Below are 18,902 nucleotides of genomic sequence, written 5' to 3'. Positions count from 1 at the left end.
TCCGAGGCCGGAATCGGCGCCGTCTGACCCCCGCCCGGCCCGTCGGGCTGGACCGGGATGTGAGCCAGACCGCACCGGTACCCGGCTCCGGCGGGGGTCGATCACCCTGTCGGATGGCAGGATGGAGCGGTGAATCCCGCAGGTGAGCGAGAGCAGGCCCGCCCGTCGCCAACCTTCTTCGACCAGATCGGCGGCGAGCCGACCTTCCGGAGGTTGGTGGACGAGTTCTACGCGGGCGTGGCCACCGATCCGCTGCTCCGGCCGATGTACCCGGAAGCCGATCTCGGTCCGGCCGCCGACCGGCTCACGCTGTTCCTGATCCAGTACTGGGGCGGCCCCAACACCTACTCGACACAGCGGGGCCACCCGCGGCTCCGGATGCGGCACGCGCCGTTCCGGGTCGGACCGGCCGAGCGCGACGCCTGGCTGCACCACATGCGTCGGGCCGTGGACAGCCTGGAACTGCCGGAGGAGTCCGCCACGGCCCTGTGGCAGTACCTGGAACGGGCCGCCTACTTCATGGTCAACACCATGGACGAGACACCGGGTCCGACCTCCTGACGATCGGCGGACGGACCCTACGTCCGGCGCGGGCTAGAGCAGCGCGCCCTCGTCGTGCAGCCAGTCGACGAACGTCGTGGCGACCGCCGCACCGCAGTCCAGCATCTCGACCAGCAACGCGTCGTGTGCACCCGCACTGAGTGGCACCTGCAACTCGGCGTAGATGGGCAACTGCCCGCGCTCGGTGGGATCACCCACGTACGCCTTGCAGAACCGGCGGGTGTGATTCCACTCGTTGACCACCCGGTACGCCCGGTCGGCCCAGTCCGGCGGCACCGTCGAGTGTGGACGGGCCCGCATCACGAGGATCTCGTCGTCGGGGCCCTCCAGGGCGAACAGCACGGCATGCCGCTCCCACATCGCCAGCAGGCTGCCGTCGCCGTCGGCGAGGTAGCGCACATCGAGTAGGTCGAGGGCGTCGCCGACCCGGCGTAGCGTCACCGGCGCGATGACCGGCGGAACCTCTCTTATCGTCGCCCGGTCCCCCGGCCGGGAGTCGTGTTCCGGCTCCCGGGGCGCCGGCGGCCCGACCCGGACCGCGCCGTCCGTCTGGATCCTGCTTCGAGTTTCCGGCTCACCGCCACCGGCGTGGCCGGGGCGCCATGACCACCACGGCATCGCTTGCGCACCTCGCTCCCCAGCGGATCCACTCGCCTACGTTGCGTTGGATCCGAGGCCCGACGGTACCCGTACAGCCGGCCTGAAGCACCCCCCCAACGACAGCCCCAAGACAGATGGACCATGCCTCATCATCCGTTCGGGTGATCACGGACCGGGGTAATCGTAAACTGGCTGACTTTCTGTGACCATGCTGCTCCGAAAGGTGCAGCAAGTCCAACCCATCGACCCGCGATCCGAACCTGTACGGCGTCCCGCTCGGTCGCGCCGGGGGAGCCGAGAAAGCCCATCCGGACGATGGCCTGAACGAGTCGTTGAGAGATCTCGATCCGACCGCCGCCGGCCGACGGCTCCGGTACGCCCGCACCGGGCGACGCCGCCGGAGTCACCACCACCGCGACGTGATCGAGCAGGGCGTCCCGGAGGGCCCGCTGACCGACCGCCCGGCCGCCGACACCCTCGGCGGCGGCGGTCCGCAGGGTGCCCGCCGCCGCGACGGCGATCCGGCGCAGCTCGTCGCCCGCGATGGTCTCGACCACCGTGCCGGCCGCTCCCGGCACCGGCCACCGCCAGTCGGCGTCCCGGCGACGCGGCAACGCGGTGCCACCCCGGGCGAGTTCGCCGAGCAGTTCGGCGGCCGAAACGGTGGCGTCGCCCGGACCGTTCCCGGCGACGACCCGACTCACCAGGACGGCCCAGGGCAACCGGCTCCAGAGCACGGTTCGGCCGGTTCCACCGGCCGCTCCGGCGGCTCCGGCGGGGACTCCGGAACGCAGCCGGACCACCGCCGCCGGGTCGAGTCGGGTCAGCCGGGCCAGGAAGGCTCCCGCGTCCGCCGCGCCGGACAACCCGTGCCCGTCGCCGGTCGCCACCGTCGCACCGCCCTCAGGCCGCTCCGCACCGGACACCGGTCCACCCCCTACCGTCGCTCATCGCCCCGCTGGGTCGCCCTTCGCGCCGGCCGGCGGGGCGAGGTACGGCCGGAGGAACTCGTGCTCCTGGTCCGTCAGCCGGCGTGGGCGCTGCCGCTCCAGATCGAACGGCACGAGCACCGAGCGGGCCCGGCTCGCCAGCACGCCCGCGTCGAAGAGCTCGTAGGCGATGGTGAACCGGGACTGGCGCAGGTCCTCGACCCACATCTCGATCCGTACCGTCGGGGCCCGCTCGGCCGTTGCCCGGCCGAGGGCGTACTCGACCGGGCGCAGGTAGTCGATCTCGTGCCGGTAGATCACCACCCCGTCGGCGAACGAGCCGACGCCCCAGGCCCGCCCGCCGGCGAACATCAGCGCCACCCGGGCCTCCTCGTACAGGGTGAGGAAGCGGGCGTTGTTGATGTGCCCGTACGCGTCGAGGTCGGACCAGCGCAGTACGCAGTCGTAGACGTACCGGGTGGCCTGGGTGCGATCGGCCTCGACCGGACTAGTCACGGGTGAGCTTGCGGTACGTGACCCGGTGTGGCCGGGCCGCGTCCGCACCGAGCCGGTCGACCTTGTTCTTCTCGTACGCCTCGAAGTTGCCCTCGAACCAGAACCACTTGGACGGGTTCTCGTCGTCGCCCTCCCAGGCCAGGATGTGCGTCGCCACCCGGTCGAGGAACATCCGGTCGTGCGAGATGACCACGGCGCAGCCGGGGAACTCCAGCAGCGCGTTCTCCAGCGAGGAGAGGGTCTCGACGTCCAGGTCGTTGGTCGGCTCGTCGAGCAGGATGACGTTGCCGCCGATCTTGAGGGTCAGCGCCAGGTTCAGCCGGTTGCGCTCGCCACCGGAGAGCACCTTGGTCGGCTTCTGCTGGTCCGGGCCCTTGAATCCGAACGCGGCCACGTACGCCCGGGACGGCATTTCGACCTTGCCCACCATCAGGTGGTCCAGTCCGTCCGAGACCAGCTCCCAGACCGTCTTGTCGCCGTGCAGGCCTTCGCGGTTCTGGTCGACGTAGGAGAGCTTGACCGTCTCGCCGACCCGGACCGCGCCGGCGGTCGGCTGCTCCAGCCCGACGATGGTCTTGAACAGGGTGGTCTTGCCGACGCCGTTCGGGCCGATGATGCCGACGATGCCGTTGCGGGGCAGCGAGAAGCTCAGGTTGTCGATCAGCACCCGGTCGCCGAACGCCTTGCGCAGCGACTGCGCCTCGATCACCAGGTTGCCCAGGCGCGGGCCCGGCGGGATCTGGATCTCCTCGAAGTCGAGCTTGCGGGTCTTCTCGGCCTCGGTGGCCATCTCCTCGTAGCGGTCGAGGCGGGCCTTGGACTTGGTCTGCCGGGCCTTGGCGTTGGACCGGACCCACTCCAGTTCCTCGGTCAGCCGCTTCTTCATCTTGGCGTCCCGGCGGCCCTCGACGGCCAGCCGGGCCGCCTTCTTCTCCAGGTAGGTGGAGTAGTTGCCCTCGTAGCCGACGGCCCGGCCGCGGTCCAGTTCGAGGATCCAGCCCGCGACGTTGTCCAGGAAGTACCGGTCGTGGGTGATCGCCATGACGGTGCCGGCGTACTTGGCGAGGTGCTGCTCCAGCCACTGCACGCTCTCCGCGTCCAGGTGGTTGGTGGGCTCGTCGAGCAGCAGCAGGTCGGGCGCCTCCAGCAGCAGTTTGCAGAGGGCGACCCGGCGCCGCTCACCGCCGGAGAGCTGGGTGACGTCGGCGTCCGGCGGCGGGCAGCGCAGCGCGTCCATCGCCAGTTCGAGCTTGGAGTCGATGTCCCAGGCGTCCTCGTGGTCCAGCTCCTCCTGGAGCTGGCCCATCTCGGTCATCAGCTCGTCGGAGTAGTCGGTGGCCATCTGCTCGGCGATCTTGTTGAACCGCTCCAGCTTGGCCTTGGTCTCCGCCACCGCCTCCTCGATGTTCCCGAGCACGGTCTTCGCGTCGTTGAGCGGCGGTTCCTGGGCGAGGAGTCCGACGGTGTAACCCGGCATCAGCCGGGCGTCGCCGTTGCTCGGCCGGTCCAGACCGGCCATGATCTTGAGCAGGCTGGACTTACCGGCGCCGTTCGGCCCGACCACACCGATCTTGGCCCCCGGCAGGAAGCTCAGCGTCACGTTGTCCAGCACGACCTTGTCGCCGTGCGCCTTGCGCGCCTTCTCCAGGACGTAGATGTACTGGGCCACGGTGCGGCCTACCTCCCACGGATAATGTTTCCCGGATGCCGTGACGTGTTTGCGACCGACCACGACATCGGGCTTCCTTTGGACCACGGAGTCGGTTTCGTACCGGCTCCCCGGTTGGGCGAAACGCCACAGTCAATCCTGACAGGTCCGCCACGCTGCGCCCACATCACCCTCCGCCGGCCCGGCCGAGTGTCCATGATCACCTTCGGGTTTCCCCCGAACGTCCCGCAGGGCAGTAAGAGTGGCACTGGGGGCTAGGCGCCGCGGCTACGCTCAGTACGCTCAGCGGTGGACACCCGTCATCACCGGAGGTGCACTGATTGTGACCGTTCGTAGCTCGTTCGTGGTCGTAGCGAATCGTCTGCCGGTCGACGAGGTGAACACTCCCGAGGGACGGCAGTGGCGGCGGAGCCCAGGAGGCCTGGTCACCGCCCTGCACCCGGTGCTCGCCCAACACCAGGGCACCTGGGTCGGCTGGGCCGGTGGGGTGGGCGCCGCGCCGGAGCCGTTCGACCTGGAGGGGATCCGGCTGCACCCGGTGCCGCTGAGCGCCGAGGAACTCGAACGCTACTACGAGGGCCAGTCCAACGCCACGATCTGGCCGCTCTACCACGACGCGGTGGAGACCCCGGTGTACAAGCGCCGGTGGCGGGAGGCGTACCGCCTGGTGAACGCCAGGTTCGCGGAGGCCGCCGCCGAGGTGGCGGCCGAGGGCGCGACGGTCTGGGTCCAGGACTACCAGCTCCAGTTGGTGCCGGCGATGCTCCGGGAACTCCGCCCCGACCTGCGGATCGGCTTCTTCCTGCACATCCCGTTCCCGCCGATCGAGCTGTTCATGCAGATGCCGCTGCGTGCCGAGGTGCTCCGCGGTCTGCTCGGCGCCGACCTGGTCGGGTTCCAGCAGCGGCTCGCGGCGCAGAACTTCGTCCGGCTGGCCCGGCACCTGCTCGGGCTCCGCTACGAGGGCCAGATGATCCAGGTCGACGGGCGCCAGGTGAAGGCGGGCGCGTTCCCGATCTCGATCGACGTCGCCGAGATGGAGCGGATGGGTGCCGACCCGGCGGTGCAGGCCAGGGCCAAGCAGATCCGTACCGAGCTGGGTGACCCGAAGACCGTGGTCCTGGGCGTGGACCGGCTCGACTACACCAAGGGCATCGAGCTTCGACTCAAGGCGTTCCGCGAGTTGCTCTCTGACGGAAAGTTGACAGTTCCCGATGCGGTTATGGTGCAGGTTGCTACGCCAAGTCGGGAACGTGTGGAGCACTACCAGGCACTCCGGGTCAAGGTGGAACGCGAGGTTGGCCGGATTAATGGTGAATTCGGCCGGGTCGGCGTACCGGCAGTCCATTACCTCCATCAGTCGTACAGTCGCAGTGAACTGGCCGCGCTGTACTGCGCGGCCGACGTCATGATGGTGACCCCGCTGCGAGACGGAATGAATCTGGTGGCCAAGGAGTACGTAGCAACGCGCGCCGACTCGGGCGGCGCACTCGTGCTCAGTGAGTTTGCCGGCGCTGCCACCGAGCTGCGCCAGGCATTCCTCTGTAACCCGCACGACCCGGACGGAGTCAAGGACGCGCTACTGCGCGCGGTCCACGTCGACAAGGTCGAGGCCCGGCGCCGCATGCGCATCATGCAGCGCCACCTGCGTACCCACGACGTCGGACACTGGGCCCGTTCCTTCCTCAACGAACTGGGCGTACCCGAAACGGAGGCGGAGTGAAGCCCTCCTCCGTGTTGGACGGCGGTCCACGGACCCTCGACGCGATCGCACCGGAACTACGGGCCGCGGTCGGACGGATCGCCCGGGTGCCACAACTGCTGGTCGCCTGCGACTACGACGGCACCCTCGCCCCGATCGTGGAGGACCCGACCAAGGCGGTGCCGCTGCCCGAGTCCGTCGCCGCGGTACGCGCCCTGGCCGCGCTTCCGCAGACCACGGTGGCCGTCGTCTCCGGTCGGGCGCTGCGCGACCTGGCGACACTGTCCCGGCTGCCCAGCGAGGTGCACCTGGTCGGCAGCCACGGTTCCGAGTTCGACGTCGGCTTCGTCGAGCGACTCTCGCCGGAGCTGATCGAGGTACGCACCCGGCTGCGCAACGAGCTGCGCCAGATCGTCGCCGGCCGGACCCGGGTACGCCTGGAGACCAAGCCGGCCAGCATCGCGGTGCACACCCGGGGTGCCGAACCCGAGGTGGCGGCCGAGGTCGACGCGGCCGTCAGCAACGGCCCCGCCACCTGGCCGGACGTCACCGTGACCCGGGGCAAGGAGGTGATCGAGCTGTCGGTGATCCCGACCAACAAGGGCACCGCGCTCGACCAGCTCCGTACCCAGATGTCGGCCAGCGCGGCGCTGTTCCTCGGCGACGACGTCACCGACGAGAACGCCTTCGCCAAGCTGCACGGCCCCGACGTCGGCATCAAGATCGGTCCGGGCGAGACCCTGGCGAACTTCCGGATCGACCAGCCGGTCGACGCCGCCCGGGTGCTCGGACTGCTCCTGGAGGTACGCCGCAACTGGCTGTTCGGCGAGCGCGCGGTGCCGATCGAGCGGCACTCGATGCTGGCCAACGGTCGTACCGTCGCGCTTGTCACCCCGGAGGCGAGCCTGAGCTGGCTCTGCCACCCCAAGCCCGACTCCCCGGCGATCTTCGCCGACCTGGTCGGCGGCAACCCGGCCGGCTTCTTCAGCATCGCCCCCGAGCGCGGCGGCCTGCCCCTCGGGCAGCGCTACCGCTCCGGCACGATGACGGTCGAGACCCGCTGGTCCGGGCTGACCGTCACCGACTGGCTCGACCGCCCGTCCAGCGTCGGCGTGCCCGCCGGCCCGGCGGTGGTGACCGGCGACTCGACGCTGATCCGGGTGCTCAGCGGCGCCGGCCGGGCCCGGCTCGACTTCGCTCCCCGCCCCGAGTTCGGCCAGGTCGCCGTGCAACTCCAGCCGCTCGGCGACGGACTGCTGGTGCTCGGCTCGAACGAACCGATCGCGCTCTACTCCCCCGGCGTCGAATGGGAGATCGTCAACGACGGCGGCTACGAGACCGCCCGTGCGGTCGTCGACCTGGCCGCGGCCGGCGGCTCGGTCACCTGCGAACTGCGCTTCGGCTCGCACAGCCTGGCCCACCACCGGGTGCCGGTACACGAGCGGCAGGCCATGGCCGAACAGCCGTGGCGGGACTGGGTGGCCGGGCTACGGCTGCCGAACACCGCCCGCGACCTCGTCGGCCGGAGCGCGCTGACCCTGCGCGGCCTGGTCCACGAGGCCAGCGGCTCGATCCTCGCCGCCGCCACCACCTCGCTACCCGAGGAACTGGGCGGGGTCCGCAACTGGGACTACCGCTACTGCTGGCTGCGGGACGCCGCGCTGACCGCCCGCTCACTGGTCGACCTGGGCTCGCTCACCGAGGCCGAGGGTTTCCTGCGCTGGGTGGACGGCTGCATCGAACGCACCGGCGGGCATCCGGAGCGGCTGCATCCGCTCTACACCGTCGACGGCTTCGAACTCGGCGCCGAGGCGGTCATCGACACCCTGCCCGGGTACGCCGGCTCCCGGCCGGTCCGGGTCGGCAACCTCGCCAACCACCAACTCCAGCTCGACGTCTTCGGGCCGGTCGCGGACCTGCTGTCCGCGGTCGCCGACCTGCGCGGCTCGGTACACGACACCGAGTGGCGGGTGCTGGAGAACATGGTCGAGGCGGTGAGCCGCCGGTGGCACGAGCCCGACCACGGGCTCTGGGAGGCGCGGCTGCCACCCCGGCACCACGTGTACTCCAAGGTGATGTGCTGGATGACCGTGGACCGGGCCCTGCACGTCGTACGGCAGCACGGCGACGGGGACCGGCCGGAGTGGGTCGAACTCCGCGACCGGATCGGGCACAACGTGCTGGAGTACGGCTGGCACGAGCAGGCCGGCGCCTACACCGTGGCGTACGGGGACGAGGAGATGGACGCCTCCTCGCTCTGGATCGGCCTGTCCGGCCTGCTGCCCGACGACGATCCCCGGTTCCTGGCCACGGTGCTCAAGGTCGAGGCCGACCTGCGCAGCGGGCCGGTCGTCTACCGCTACCGCTGGGACGACGGCCTACCGGGCCGCGAGGGCGGCTTCCACATCTGCACCGCGTGGCTGATCGAGGCGTACCTGCGCACCGGCCGCCGCTCCGACGCCGAGGAACTCTTCACCCAGATGGTCGACACCGCCGGCCCCACCGGCCTGCTCCCGGAGCAGTACGACCCGATCTCCGAGCGCGGCCTGGGCAACCATCCCCAGGCGTACAGCCACCTGGGCCTGATCCGCTGCGCCCTCCTCCTGGACGACCTGGTCAAGATCTAGCCAAGGTGAAGGAAGGGCCCCTTCTTATCGTTTTCTGTAGAAGAAGGGGCCCTTCCTAACACTTCGGGAGGGAGCTAGGACCGCTGCGCGGGGCGTACGGGCAGCCCGGCCAGGGTGGTCACCACGTCACCGAAGACCACCACCGCCGGGGGCCGGACACCGGCTGCGAGCACGTCCGCCGCAACCGACTCGAGCGTCGACCGGACCACCCGCTGGCCGCCCGTCGTACCCTCCTGCACCACCGCCGCCGGCGTCTGCGGCGACCGGCCGTACGCCCGCAGCGCCGCCGTGATCGCGGGCAGGTTGTTCAGTCCCATCAGCACGACCAGGGTGCCCCGCAGCCTGGCCAGTGCCGACCAGTCGACCAGCGAGTCCGCGTGGTCCGGCGGAAGGTGGCCGGAGACGACTGTGAACTCGTGCGCCACCCCCCGGTGGGTGACCGGAACGCCGGCCGCCGCCGGAGCGGCGATCGAACTGGTCACTCCCGGCACGACGGTCACCGGTATCCCCGCCGCCGCGCAGGCGAGCGCCTCCTCGCCGCCACGGCCGAAGACGTACGGGTCGCCGCCCTTCAGGCGGACCACCCGGGCGCCGGCCAGGGCCCGATCCACCAGAACCCGGTTGATCTCCTCCTGGGCGGCGGCCGGGCCGTGCGGGATCTTCGTGGCGTCCACCAACTCGACCTCGGGGCGCAACTCGTCGAGGAGCAGCCCGGGTACCAGCCGGTCGGCGACCACCACGTCCGCCTCGGCGAGCAACCGCCGACCACGGATCGTGATCAACTCGGGGTCGCCCGGTCCCGCCCCGACCAGGGCAACCCAGCCGACCGGCCGGACCGCCCCGTCGACCGACGCCGCTGTCACCTCGTCCGAGAAGGTCCCGTCCGAGAAGGTCCCGTCCAGTTCCGGCGCACCGCCCACCGACCCGTCCAGTTCCGGCGCACCGTCCACCGACCCGTCCAGTTCCGGCGGCCCACCCACCGTCCCGTCCAGTTCCGGCACAGCGCTCACCGACCCGTACGGCCCCGGACCGGTCTTCGGCGCCGGGCCGGAGCCGGGCAGGGTGCCGTCGATCAACCGCTCCCGGATCGCGTCCCGGACCGCCACCGCCCGACGCGGGTCACCGCCGCCGAGCACGGCCACGGTGACCGTCCCGTACCGGGTCACCGCGGGGGTCCAGGCGGTCGCGGCGGCGCGGTCGTCGGCACGTACGCAGAAAACCTGGCGCGCGAACGCGGCATCGCTGACCGCCTCGGCGGCGACCGGATCGTCGACCGCCACCTGGACCAGCCAGGCTCCGTCGACGTCGGCCGGCTCGAACCGGCGGGCGACCCACTCCAGCCGCCCGGCGTCGAGATGGGCCCTCAGGGCCGGGGTCAGCTCCGGGGCGACCACGACCACCCGGGCCTCCGCCTCCAGCAGCGCCGGCACCCGGCGGGTCGCCACCGCGCCACCACCGACCACGAGCACACGCCGGCCGTCGAGCCGCAGCGCCAGCGGATACAGCGTCATTTCTCCGAGACTCCCGCCGCGTCGAACGTGGCCACCTCGTGCAGTACCCGGACCGCACCGGCGACGACCGGAAGGGCCAGCAGGGCTCCGGTGCCCTCGCCGAGTCGAAGGCCGAGGTCGATCAGGGGTGGCAACCCCAACCCCTCCAGCGCGACGGTGGCACCCGGCTCGGCCGAGCGGTGCCCGGCGACCAGCGCACCGGCCGCGTCCGGGGCGAGCGCGACCGCGGCGAGCGCGGCGGCCACCGCGTTCACGCCGTCGAGCAGCACCGGGACCCGGGACGCCGCGCCGGCCAGGATGAACCCGGCCAGCGCCGCGTGCTCCAACCCGCCGACCGTGGCGAGCACCCCGATCGGATCGGCCGGATCCGGGGCGTGCCGGGCCAGCGCGGCACGGACCACCGCGATCTTCCGGGCGTACGTCGGGTCGTCGACCCCGGTGCCCCGCCCGGTCGCCTCGGCCGGATCGGCACCGGTGAAGGCGGCGATCAGCGCCGCCGCCGCAGTGGTGTTGGCGATGCCCATGTCCCCGGTGATCAGAATTCCGGCGCCCCGGCCGCAGAGTTCGTAGCCGGTGTGGAGCCCTGCCTCGACCGCCGCGCGTGCCTCGTCCCGGGTGAGGGCGGGCTCCACCGTCATGTCCCGGCTGCCGTTCCGCACCCGCATCGACACCAGCCGGGGTCCATGGTCGGACCACGGACGCCGGGTACCGGGGGCGACCCCGACCTGCGTCGGCGCGGGCGACCGACCCGGCCCCGCCGCAGCGGTCGGCTGTGCCGGTACCGACCCCGTCGGTGCTGCCGGCGGTGTGGCAGCCGGCGCGGTCGACGATTCTGGCGTGGGAACATCCGTTCCGGCCGGCTCCGGGGTCGTCGGCCCGGCGATCGGGCTGGCCACGCCGACGTCGACCACGGTCACCGACGCGCCGACCTGTCGGGCGAACGCGTTCACCACCGCGCCGCCGGCCAGGAAGTTGCTCACCATCTGCGCCGTGACCTCCTGCGGCCACGGCGACACACCCTGGGCGTGCACGCCGTGGTCCGCCGCGAAGATCGCCACGGCCGCGTGTTCCGGCACCGGCGGCGGGCAGGCGCCGGCCAGGCCGGACAGCCGTACCGAGAGTTCCTCCAGGACGCCGAGTGAGCCGGCCGGCTTCGTCAACCGGCCGTGCAGTTCCCGTGCCTCGGCCATCGCCGCCCCGTCGAGCGGACGAATCTCCGCGATGGCTTCGTCCAGCATCATCCCGCCTCCAGAATTGTGGCCAACGCATTTACGAACACATCGGTCGTCGCAGTGTCCCGTACCGCCACCCGCAGCCAATCCGGACCCAGCCCCGGAAAGGTGTCGCCACGCCGGACGGCGAGGCCGCGCTCCCGCAGGGCCAGCCGTACCCGCGCCGCCCCGGCCAGGTGGATCAGGACGAACGCACTCGCCGGGGCGCCCGCGACGTGTACCGGCGGTAGTTCAGCCAGGCTGCGGACCAGGTACGCCCGTTCGGCCGCGAGCCGCGCGGCGATCCCGCGCTCCGCCGCGACGGCGGCGGGGCTGGCGCAGGCCTGCGCCGCCGCGAGCGCCGGGGTCGACACCGCCCAGAGCGGCTGTACGGCGGCCAGCCGCTCGATCAACTCCGCCGGACCGAGCAGGTAGCCGATCCGCAGCCCCGCCAGCCCCCAGGTCTTGGTGAGGCTCCGCACGACCACCAGACCCGGCAGGTCCCGGCGGGTGGCCAGCGTTTCGGGCTCACCCGAGGCGGGTGCTGCGACGGTGGAGTCGGCGAACGCCTCGTCGACCACCAGCACCCGGCCCGGCCGGGCCAGTCCGGCCAGCACGGCAGCCGGATGGAGCACCGAGGTGGGATTTGTCGGATTGCCGACGAAGACCAGATCGGCGTCGGCCGGTACCAGGGCGGGATCCAGCCGGAATCCGGTCTCCGGCGGCAGCAGTACCCGCTCGACCCGGTGCCCCGCCGCCCACAGCGCCGCCTCCGGCTCGGTGAACTGCGGATGTACGACGACCGGCCGTCGGGCGTCGCGCAGGGCCTGGGCGAGCAGGACGAATCCCTCCGCCGCGCCGGCCGTCAGCAGCACCTCGTCGGCGGGCCGGCGGTGGCGGGCGGCGATCGCAGCCCGGGCCGGTGCCGGATCGGGATAGGCCGTCAACGTGTCCAGGGCCGCCACGATCGGCTCACGCAACCAGGTCGGCATCGGATCTCGCCGGACGTTGACCGCGAGGTCCAGCAGGCCGGGCGCGACCTCCGCGTCGCCGTGATGGCCGAGGTCGGGCCCGACGGGGGTTGGCACGGGTGCCTGCATGGGGATGATCCTGCCGGGGCGTCACCGGCGGCGGCCAGCGGGCGACCCGATCGGGATCGGAGGCGGTCGAAGCGATCGGCTCGAAGACCGCCACATTCGCGAATCTTTATCATGTTTTACTCACCTTTATCATATCTTGAAAAGGTGACCAATCCCACCCGCCCCTCCTCCGGTCGGATCGTCCACCTGCTCCGCGCCGGGCTCATCGCCGGTGTCGTCGTCGCGGCGGCGGCGTTCCCGCTCGTCGCGATCGGCGGACTCGCCGCCAAAGCCGGCGCCGACATGGTGGACAAGACCCCGGCCGACCTGCTCGCCTCGGCCCCGGCCCAGACCAGCTACGTCTACGCCGCCGACGGCACCACCCTGATCACCACCTTCTACGAGGAACACCGGCGGTACGTGCCACTCGTCCAGATGTCGCCGTACATCCAGCAGGCGATCGTGGCCTCCGAGGACTCCCGGTTCTACGAACACAACGGGGTCGACCCCAAGGGTGTGGTCCGGGCCTTCGTCGCCAACCAGCAGGCCGGCGGCGTGTCCCAGGGCGCCTCGACCCTGACCATGCAGTACGTCCGGATGGCCCTGCGGGACAGCGCGAAGACCCCGCTCGAGATCCAGCAGGCCACCGAGCAGACCCCGCTGCGCAAGCTCCGCGAGATGCGCCTGGCACTCGACCTGGAGAAGGAGAGCAGCAAGGCGCTGATCCTGGAGCGCTATCTGAACTCGGCCTACTTCGGCCACCGGGCGTACGGGATCTACTCCGCGTCGGAGATCTTCTTCTCGAAACTGCCGAAGGACCTCACCCCGGTCGAGGCGGCCACCCTCGCCGGTCTGGTGAAGGCACCCACCGCCTACGACCCGGCCAGCTCGGACCGGAAGGCCGCGACCGACCGGCGGAACTACGTGCTCGACCGGATGCACGCGATGGGCTACCTGTCCCCACAGGCGACGGCGACGGCCATGGCGGAGCCGATCCAGCTGCGGCTGAGCAACCCACCCAACGACTGCATGTCGGTGCCGGAGGAGCAGAACAGCTGGGGCTTCTTCTGCGACTACCTGAAAGCCTGGTGGAGTGCCCAGCCCGCGTTCGGTGCCAACCCGCTGGAACGCCTGGACAAGCTTCGTCGCGGTGGGTACACCATCATCACCAGCCTCGACCCCAAGATCCATGAGGCCGCCGAGCGGCGGGTAATGACCGAGGAATCCGCGGGCAGCCCATTCGCGCACGGCCTGGTCGCGGTCGAGCCGGGCACCGGGTACGTCCGGTCGATGGCGGTCAACCGGGTCTACTCGCTGGACCAGAGCGAGAACGGGGCACACTCCGACCCGAGCAGGCGCGGCCAGATGAAGGGCAACTACCCGAACACCGTCGTCCCGCTGCTGGGCGGCGGCGACCTGCCCGGCTACCAGGCCGGATCGACGTTCAAGATGTTCACGATGGTCGCCGCGCTGGACGCCGGACTCGGCCTGGGCACCGCGTTCGACTCCCCGCACCGAATCGTCTCGATCTACCCGGACGGCAGCGGCGGCCCGACCGACTGCGGCGGATTCTGGTGCCCGTCCAACGCCAGTGGCGCGATGAGCGGCCGGCAGACCATGTGGTCCGGATTCGGCAAGTCGGTCAACACCTACTTCGTCTGGCTGGAGCAGCAGGTGGGTGCGGAGAACGTGGTCCGGCTGGCCGAGCGGTTGGGCCTACAGTGGCGCACCGACATCGACAAGCGGCAGGCCTCGCCCAGCCAGGCGAACAAGTGGGGCTCGTTCACCCTCGGGGTCTCCGACGTGACACCGCTGGAGATGGCCAACGCGTACGCCACGATCGCCGCCGACGGGCGGTTCTGCGAGGCGCTGCCGGTGGTCTCCATCACCAGTCCGGACGGGACGCCCGCGACGTACCGGAGCGGGTCAGGAATGGATCTCGTCATCGCCCAGCCCCGGTGCAACCAGGAGATCGATCCCGACGCGGCGCGGGCCGCCACCGATGCCGCCCGGTGCCCGACGGGAGACACTCCGGCCCGTGGCTCCTGCGGAGGCTGGTCCACCGCCGACCGGGTCCGGGGCATCGTCGGCAGGCCGGTCGCCGGCAAGACCGGAACCACCGACAGCGACCGGGCGGCCTGGTTCGTGGCGTACACCCCCGAGCTGGCCGTGGCGAGCTTCCTCTCCGACCCGGACAGCCCGATGAACCCGGTGGGGTCGGGGCAGGCGAACAAACCGATCGACGCGGTCGCCGGATTCCTCAAGGACGCGTTGAAGGACCAGCCGGTCCGTCAGTTCAACCCACCGTCAGCCGAGATCAGTGCCTGACCGACGCCGCCGGTCGACCGGCCCGACGCCGCAGCGGCGCCCGGCAGGGACGCTCAATGCTGCAGGTCGGCCGCCACCAACGACCAGACCTCCAGGTCGACCCGGCCGCTGTGTACGTACCCGGCGTTGCGCAACAGCCCCTCGTAGGTGAAACCGGCCTTCTCCGCGACCCGGCGCGAGGCGATGTTCCCGGGCGCCACCCGCAGTTCGAGGCGCTGGAAGCCGTGCTCCAGGATCAGTGCCACCGCCACCGCGTCGATTGCCTCGGCTGCCATACCGAACCCCCGCGCCTCCGGCGCGATCGCGTACGACACCTCGGTGACCCGGCAGCCCCAGTCCGTCCGCTTCGTCCACAGGCAGCCCACCAACTGGTCGTCCTCGCGCCTGACCACGCCGTAGTGGTCACCGTTTCCGCTGTCCCGCCGCTCCTGCGCCATCTCGGTGCACCAGGACCCGGCGTCGATCTGTCCGAGTTCCCGCTGGAACGGCAGCCAGCGCTGGGTCTGCTTGTCGGCGAAGATCGCGGAGACGGGCTTCGCGTCGTCAGCGCGCAACGGTCGTACGTGCACCCGCGGCGTCGACACCGTCAGGGTCGGAAAGCGACGTATCGCCACCTCGCCGCTCATTTTGCCGACTCATCCCACTCGACGTCGGAACAGGGCACGACTCCCCGGAGCCAGCCGGTCATGTCGTCGGCCCCACGGGTGGACCCGGCTGCGCCGATCCGGCCGTCCGGTCCGGTCCGGACGACGGCACCGGTCCGGACGACGACACCGGTCCGGACGACGACACCGGCCCGGCTGCGTTGGCCGGCGGGGCGGAGTCGACCCTGGCCTCTCCCGTCGTCCCGTCCGAACCGTTCACGCTGGCGGACCCCCGGTCGGCACGGGCCGACGGCGGCGGTCCGTGATCGGCCGGTGCCGCACCCGGCACCGTGGACGCGGCAGGCGGCATCGACTGCGCCAGCACGCCGGACTGCGGCATTGACTGCGCCGGAGCACCGGACGGCGGCATCGACCGCGCCGGAGCACCGGACGGCGGCATCGACCGCGCCGGAGCACCGGACGGTGGTACGGCAGCCGGACCGGCGGTCCGCGCCCCCGCTGCTCGGTCACCGGCGAAGCGGTCCGCGACGACCCGCTCGTCCATCATCGGGGCGGGCGGTCCGGCCGGAGCGGCCGGTACCGCGTCCGCCGGTGCGGCCGACACCGATCTGGCCGGGATCCCCGTGGTCGGGGCGACCACCGGGGCGAACGCCGCGGGAGCGGACGTGGGCGCCGGAGCCGGCCCGGTCGAAGCACCCGGCGCCGACATCGCCGGATCTGGCGCCCCGGTCGGAGCGGGCGAGCCCGCCAGCGTCGGTACACCACCGGACGACGGCGACCCGACCGACGACGGCGACCCGACCGACGAGGGCGATCCGGGTGATCCGGCCGGAACGGCTGGTCCCGGCCCGGCTGGACTCGTCGGAACGGCTGGACCGTTGGAAGTCGGACCGGCTGGACCGTTGGAACCAGCGGGACCAGCCGGACTGACCGGACCGGCTGGACCGGCTGGACCGGTAGAGGTGGACTGGGCGGGTCCGGCCGGAGATCCGGCCGGCGCCATCGGACCGGTCTGACCGGCCGGCGCGGCCGAGGCCACGGCAGCCACCAGCCGGCCGGCGATGGCAGGGTTGCTCGCCCAGTGCAGCGTCAACTGAGACGCGTGGACCCGCCGCCACACGAAGCCCTCCGGCGGTCCACCGCCCCAGCTCCACGCCGGGGTCTGCCCGGCCCGGGGCGTCAACACCCCCCGATGGTGCTTGTAGCCGACCATCCGGGCACCGAGCCGGGCCACCGGCGTGTCGGCGCGAGCCGTCGCCTCGCGGTAACCGACCACGGTCCGATCCATGCTCACCCCGGCGGCGTCCAGCACCCCGCACATCGGGCGCCCGTCGAGTTCGCGGGCCAGCCACAGCAGGCCAGCCCCCTCGGCGATCACCGGCCGACCGGTGCGGGCCAGTTCCGCGACGGCAATGCACAACCGACGGTTCGCCGACAGTTCCTCGGCGTACGCCTCGGGTAGAGCACCGCCGATCACCAGGGCTCCGGTGTCGACCGGCAACGTCTCGTCGCGCAGCGGGTCGACGGTCACCACCTCGGCACCAGCCGCGGCCAGCAGCTCGGCCGTTTCCGCGTACGAGTACGACAGGGCCGGTCCGCCGGCCAGTGCCACCACCGGGCGTCGGGCCTTGGCATCAACGCCCGCCCCGGCCGGGTCCAGGTCGCCGAGCGCCTCCGCAGCGGACCAGGCCGCCACCGACACCCGGGGGGCCGAACGGGCCAGCGCCATCAACCGGTCCAGGTCGACCGCGCCCGCGATCGCCTCGCCGAGCCGACGCACCCCCCGGTACGCCTCCACGCCGAGCTGCATCACCGGCACCACCCCATGCTGCCGGGACGGCAGAACGGACGGCAGGTCCCGGCGGCGCAGCGCCCCGAACACCGGTACGCCGATGTCGTCGAGCGCGTCGCGGAGCAGTTGCTCGTGCCGGTCCGAGGCGACCCGGTTCAGGATGACGCCGCCCAGCCACAGCATCTCGTCGTACGCCCGGAAGCCGTGCGCCAGCGCCGCGACCGACTGCCCCATCGACCCGACGTCCACGACCAGCACCACCGGCGCACGCAGAGTCGTCGCGATCGCGGCGGTCGAGTCGCTCTCGGGCCTGCCGGCCAGGCTGTCGAAGAGGCCCATCGTCCCCTCCACGACCGCGACCTCGGCGCCGGCCGCGCCATGGGCGAAGAGTGGGGCGACTCGCTGTGCGCCGACGAGCCGGGGATCGAGGTTGCGGCCCGGACGCCCGGCGGCCATCCCGAGGTAGGCGGCGTCGGTGTGGTCGGGACCGACCTTGAACCCGGCGGGGTTCAGTCCACGGGCGGCGAGCGCGGCGAGCAGGCCGACCGTGATCGCGGTCTTGCCGTGCCCTGACGACGGTGCGCTCACCACTACGCGCGGCACGGCGATCATGGTCGGCTCCTCGGTACGCGGACACCAACCCGGTGCGGGCGGTGCGAATGACAGTGACGGGGGGGTGGTGCTGTGGGCGGCGGCGCTGCGGACGGTGATGTTGCGGACGGTGGTGTTGCGATGTTGGGGCGGCCCGACCCGTCGATCGGACCGCCGCGCGTGAGGATACCCGGCGGCGGGCGTCGGGCTGGACCGCCGAGCCGGCCACCTGGGGAACCGCCCTGACCGTCCGGGTAGCCTCATCGGTGTGTACCGGTTCCTGCTCACGCCTCGCTGGCTGGGCATTCTCGCCCTGACCCTGGCCGCGTCCGCGGTGATGGTGCTGCTCGGCAACTGGCAACTGAGTCGCTACCAGGAACGGGCCGCGATCAACGAGCGGATCGACACCACCGCGAAGGTTCCACCGGTACCGGTGGGCCAGGTCCTGCCCGTGCCGGCCGGCACGGCCGGCGCGCTGGGTGCGGCGCCCCCGGCCGACGCGGCGTGGACCCGGGTCACGGTCACCGGGCGGTACGACAGCACGAACGTGATCCTGATCCGCAGCCGTACGGTCGAGAGCCAGGTCGGATTCGAGGTGCTCACCCCGTTGCTCCTTCCCGACGGCAGTGCCGTCCTGGTGGACCGGGGATGGATCCCGCCGGCTCCGGGCGGTAGCGCGCTGGCCCGACCCGAGGTGCCCACCGCCCCGTCCGGCGAGGTGACCGTGGTCGGCCGGGTGCACCTGTCGGAGAGCAAACCCGACGCCGTCGTCCGCCGGGACGGCCGGATCGAGACCCGGCGGATCGCCCTACCCGCGTTGGCACGCGAGCTGCCGTACCCGATCTACCACGGGTACCTGCTGTTGGACGAGCAGACGCCGGCGGCCGACCCGATCTTCTCGGCGATACCGATCCGGCACGAGAACGACTGGCAGAACGGCGGGTACGTCGTCCAGTGGTGGCTGTTCGCGGTCCTGGCCCTGGTCGGGTTCGGCTGGGCGGCCCGCCGGGAGGCACGCGGCGGCGGCCCTGGCAGCGATGGCCGCGATCGGGACCGGGCAGGTCAGGACCGGCTGGGTCACGACCGGCTGGGTCAGGACCGGCTGGGTCAGGACCGGCTGGACGAGTCGGCACCCGCCCCTCAGCCCTGAGCACACCGGCCCGGCCCGGACCGGAAAGCCG

The 18,902-nt window shown here is 71.8% G+C and carries 14 protein-coding genes; 5 read left to right on the top strand and 9 right to left on the bottom strand.

All coding sequences use genetic code 11. From position 1 onward, the window contains the following. Window positions 1-129: 129 nt before the first annotated feature. A complete protein-coding gene (locus tag I0C86_RS01800) occupies window positions 130-561 on the top strand; it encodes a globin (protein WP_196199408.1) in 432 nt (143 codons plus the stop codon). A gap of 33 nt (window positions 562-594) precedes the next feature. Here the strand turns inward: I0C86_RS01800 and I0C86_RS01795 are convergent, their stop codons facing one another. The 4 genes from I0C86_RS01795 to ettA form a co-directional block, all read right to left on the bottom strand. Further along, window positions 595-1,179 (bottom strand): type III secretion system chaperone family protein, encoded by a 585-nt coding sequence (locus tag I0C86_RS01795; protein ID WP_192764871.1) that lies wholly within the window; start codon window positions 1,177-1,179, stop codon window positions 595-597. A 131-nt stretch (window positions 1,180-1,310) separates the two neighbouring features. Next, entirely contained in the window at window positions 1,311-2,087 is a 777-nt protein-coding gene (locus I0C86_RS01790; RefSeq protein WP_196199407.1) for a hypothetical protein, read from the bottom strand. 21 nt (window positions 2,088-2,108) lie between these two features. Continuing rightward, window positions 2,109-2,606 (bottom strand): acyl-CoA thioesterase, encoded by a 498-nt coding sequence (locus tag I0C86_RS01785; protein ID WP_196199406.1) that lies wholly within the window; start codon window positions 2,604-2,606, stop codon window positions 2,109-2,111. Further along, window positions 2,599-4,275: an energy-dependent translational throttle protein EttA gene (gene ettA / locus I0C86_RS01780; protein WP_196199405.1), complete on the bottom strand. Its 1,677-nt coding sequence runs from the start codon at window positions 4,273-4,275 to the stop codon at window positions 2,599-2,601. Before ettA ends, I0C86_RS01785 begins: the two co-directional genes overlap by 8 nt. Before the next feature lie 322 nt (window positions 4,276-4,597). On the opposite strand from ettA, the gene I0C86_RS01775 reads away from it, so the two are divergent. Together I0C86_RS01775 and otsB are read left to right on the top strand one after the other, a co-directional pair. Next, a complete protein-coding gene (locus I0C86_RS01775) occupies window positions 4,598-5,998 on the top strand; it encodes an alpha,alpha-trehalose-phosphate synthase (UDP-forming) (protein ID WP_196199404.1) in 1,401 nt (466 codons plus the stop codon). Window positions 5,999-6,009: 11 nt separating this feature from the next. Next, window positions 6,010-8,604: a trehalose-phosphatase gene (gene otsB, locus I0C86_RS01770; RefSeq protein WP_196199410.1), complete on the top strand. Its 2,595-nt coding sequence runs from the start codon at window positions 6,010-6,012 to the stop codon at window positions 8,602-8,604. Window positions 8,605-8,678: 74 nt separating this feature from the next. On the opposite strand, the gene cobA is transcribed toward otsB, so the two are convergent. Genes cobA through cobC form a run of 3 tightly spaced genes read right to left on the bottom strand, consistent with a single transcriptional unit; the run spans window position 8,679 to window position 12,426 of the window. Next, complete coding sequence (gene cobA / locus I0C86_RS01765) at window positions 8,679-10,115, bottom strand: uroporphyrinogen-III C-methyltransferase (RefSeq protein ID WP_196199403.1); 1,437 nt, start codon at window positions 10,113-10,115, stop codon at window positions 8,679-8,681. Continuing rightward, on the bottom strand, window positions 10,112-11,353 hold the full coding sequence (locus tag I0C86_RS01760) for a nicotinate-nucleotide--dimethylbenzimidazole phosphoribosyltransferase (protein ID WP_407676254.1): 1,242 nt from the start codon (window positions 11,351-11,353) through the stop codon (window positions 10,112-10,114). Before I0C86_RS01760 ends, cobA begins: the two co-directional genes overlap by 4 nt. Further along, window positions 11,353-12,426 carry an Rv2231c family pyridoxal phosphate-dependent protein CobC gene (gene cobC, locus I0C86_RS01755; protein ID WP_196199401.1) on the bottom strand — a complete coding sequence of 358 codons (1,074 nt, stop codon included), beginning with the start codon at window positions 12,424-12,426 and terminating at the stop codon, window positions 11,353-11,355. Before cobC ends, I0C86_RS01760 begins: the two co-directional genes overlap by 1 nt. Window positions 12,427-12,570: 144 nt before the next feature. Between cobC and I0C86_RS01750 the strand changes: the two genes are divergently transcribed. Then, on the top strand, window positions 12,571-14,733 hold the full coding sequence (locus tag I0C86_RS01750) for a transglycosylase domain-containing protein (protein WP_407676253.1): 2,163 nt from the start codon (window positions 12,571-12,573) through the stop codon (window positions 14,731-14,733). A 53-nt stretch (window positions 14,734-14,786) separates the two neighbouring features. Here the strand turns inward: I0C86_RS01750 and I0C86_RS01745 are convergent, their stop codons facing one another. Together I0C86_RS01745 and I0C86_RS44725 are read right to left on the bottom strand one after the other, a co-directional pair. Continuing rightward, the gene (locus I0C86_RS01745; protein WP_196199399.1) at window positions 14,787-15,359 is read right to left on the bottom strand and encodes a GNAT family N-acetyltransferase; all 573 of its coding nucleotides are present in this window, start codon (window positions 15,357-15,359) and stop codon (window positions 14,787-14,789) included. Between the two features lie 58 nt (window positions 15,360-15,417). Then, window positions 15,418-17,742: a cobyrinate a,c-diamide synthase gene (locus I0C86_RS44725; protein WP_196199398.1), complete on the bottom strand. Its 2,325-nt coding sequence runs from the start codon at window positions 17,740-17,742 to the stop codon at window positions 15,418-15,420. A gap of 241 nt (window positions 17,743-17,983) precedes the next feature. Here I0C86_RS44725 and I0C86_RS01735 point away from each other — a divergent pair, with 241 nt between their 5' ends. Continuing rightward, window positions 17,984-18,871, top strand: coding sequence for an SURF1 family cytochrome oxidase biogenesis protein (locus tag I0C86_RS01735; protein WP_196199409.1), 888 nt, complete (start codon window positions 17,984-17,986; stop codon window positions 18,869-18,871). Window positions 18,872-18,902 lie beyond the last annotated feature (31 nt).

This window comes from Plantactinospora alkalitolerans, from assembly GCF_015690345.1.
Lineage (GTDB): Bacteria > Actinomycetota > Actinomycetes > Mycobacteriales > Micromonosporaceae > Plantactinospora > Plantactinospora alkalitolerans.
The sequence above is the reverse complement of the archived record's forward strand: the minus strand, read 5'-3'. Positions and strand labels throughout refer to the sequence as shown.

Excerpts from the sequence above, each read along its gene's own strand:
- I0C86_RS44725 (WP_196199398.1), bottom strand. The coding sequence starts at position 17,742 with ATGATCGCCGTGCCGCGCGTAGTGGTGAGCGCACCGTCGTCAGGGCAC.
- I0C86_RS01760 (WP_407676254.1), bottom strand. The coding sequence starts at position 11,353 with ATGCTGGACGAAGCCATCGCGGAGATTCGTCCGCTCGACGGGGCGGCG.
- I0C86_RS01745 (WP_196199399.1), bottom strand. The coding sequence starts at position 15,359 with ATGAGCGGCGAGGTGGCGATACGTCGCTTTCCGACCCTGACGGTGTCG.
- cobA (WP_196199403.1), bottom strand. The coding sequence starts at position 10,115 with ATGACGCTGTATCCGCTGGCGCTGCGGCTCGACGGCCGGCGTGTGCTC.
- I0C86_RS01795 (WP_192764871.1), bottom strand. The coding sequence starts at position 1,179 with ATGCCGTGGTGGTCATGGCGCCCCGGCCACGCCGGTGGCGGTGAGCCG.
- cobC (WP_196199401.1), bottom strand. The coding sequence starts at position 12,426 with ATGCAGGCACCCGTGCCAACCCCCGTCGGGCCCGACCTCGGCCATCAC.